The sequence below is a fragment of the Sphingomonas sp. STIS6.2 genome, from assembly GCF_000732685.2.
GTDB classification, from domain to species: Bacteria; Pseudomonadota; Alphaproteobacteria; order Sphingomonadales; family Sphingomonadaceae; genus Sphingomonas; species Sphingomonas aerolata.
Genome location: NZ_JPDP02000098.1, coordinates 1 through 1,886 on the forward strand (window position 1 = coordinate 1; position 1,886 = coordinate 1,886).

The following is a 1,886-nucleotide window of genomic DNA, read 5'->3' on the forward strand; positions in this document are numbered from 1 at the left end:
GGGGGGGGGGGGAATTGCCGGTCTGATGGAAGAACCATATTCGCGATAATGGGTTCCCGCCTCAATGACTTAAATGCCCTGCCGGCCGTCCACCGGCAGGGCATCGCGAGCTTCACCACCACCCCCCGAAGGGTGGGACGCTACAAGCTTGATAAAAACGGGAGAAACAACGCTGTGTTCCGCTAATTTTCCATACAAGACGACCGCCCTAGCGTGCGGTTTCTAATCCTCTCTAGAGAGCTAGTGCATCAGCGTTTTGCATCGGCAGGTCACCAAGTTTTCTGCCGTTCTTTGGTCGCTGCAAAATCTGTGAGTTTTTCATCAGGAGCCCGAAAGTGGTAATTTCCGCCACTTGGCTTTGCACAACGAGATAGCTTTTTGCGGCGTTCGCTATGCGCCGAAAGCATAAGGCAAGCAGCATGTTGTCTATCTCGCCCATGATGTGCCCAATGATACAACTACGGTGCTACGCCGGTATCGGGATCTATCTGTGGCGACGTGTCGCGAGCTAGCACGTCCTCCATATCTGGCGTGGTCGGCAGGTCGGGCGATTTGTATCGGTAACCCCTCAGACTGGGGGCGTTACCCGGATCGTCGACACTTCCGATGGAAAGCGAGGGTGCCTTGAGCAGGGCGCTGCTGCGTATATCGACGACGGGCGGCAAGATCGGCGGCAAGGTCGCCAGCCGCGCGTTGCGCTCCGTGTGCGTTTGCTCGATCCGGGGCGCAGTTCGCTCGGCCGAAGGCATTCTCTCTGCAAAAAAGGTCAGCGCAGTCATCGACCGCAAGAGTGGCAGACTCGTCCGGATCGTATCCCCGGCCGTCAAGCAACCTTGAAGCTTATCACCTAGCGCCGTAGCGGCGGACCGCTCCTGACGGGAATAGAGCTGCGATCGGATGAAGGTCGCTGCCTCAACGCGCCCGGTACGCATGACGCAGTGGAGCAGCGTGTCGGTCGGCAGGAGCACGGATGATGCGGGAGCCTCTCCGCCTTGCCCCTTGGCTAAACGCGACAGCATCGGCCTGTCGAGCAACGCCTCGGCAAACGCGCCGGCAAGCAGGGCGGCCGTGACCCGCAAACCACGAGCAGATGAGCATGCCCGGTCCGACGCGAAGACGGATTGGAATCGCGCCATGTCTCCGGTGAGGATATAGGCTGTAACGGCAGCGCTGCTCGAAACCGCTTGGTTCTTGATGATGCAAACGGCCAGTTCGTGAAGGCGACGCATGTCTTCCCGCTTGATCCGCGATCCGCATACGCGAATTTCGTCGCCCTCGCCCACCCCGCATACCACGTCGGGCAAGATCTTGACCGACGTTGGTGCGGCCAGTGCTGGCTGCCCGACGAACATGCCGATGGAGAAAAGAATTGAAGTGAACCAGCTATGGCGATGCGACGATACCATCGGGTCTTCTCATGCTGCGCTATTCCGGCTTTTGAGGCCTCTTGCGCGGGAACGCAATGGCGAGAACTGATCACTTCTTGCTGATCGTCTAAGGTCCTCAGCTTGATCAAAAATCTTGAGGCGTGCATCGCAGACCCGCAGGTTTGGCCATTCTATGCGATGCATATCCTGTGACTTTCGCACCATGGCTGCCTGTTTGGGCCGTGCGTCTCAATGCGTTATACCCGTAAGGCACGAGCTACGAACGCGCACAGGTTATGCCAATCAAAGACCTCATCGGACGTCCAAGACCTACAGCTGAAGAGAAGGCGCTAGAGAAGGAGTTTTTTGAGCGCCGACAGGCATTGATGCGTTGTCGTCCCGGCCACTCTGATGATGATGAAGGGCTATCTCCTGTGTCACCCCCACCCGGTCCTGGCCCCATGCCGCTAGCTGGTGCGGCTGAGATAGCCGACGACTGATTTGGGATAGATTGATGCA

The 1,886-nt window shown here is 58.1% G+C and carries 2 protein-coding genes; both read right to left on the reverse strand.

The features are described 5' to 3' along the window. Positions 1 to 232 precede the first annotated feature (232 nt). Positions 233 to 439, reverse strand: a complete 207-nt coding sequence (locus sphst_RS12530) for a hypothetical protein (RefSeq protein WP_031394348.1) — start codon at positions 437 to 439, stop codon at positions 233 to 235. A 19-nt stretch (positions 440 to 458) separates the two neighbouring features. Next, entirely contained in the window at positions 459 to 1,406 is a 948-nt protein-coding gene (locus tag sphst_RS12535) for a hypothetical protein (protein ID WP_159043615.1), read from the reverse strand. Between the last annotated feature and the right edge of the window lie 480 nt (positions 1,407 to 1,886).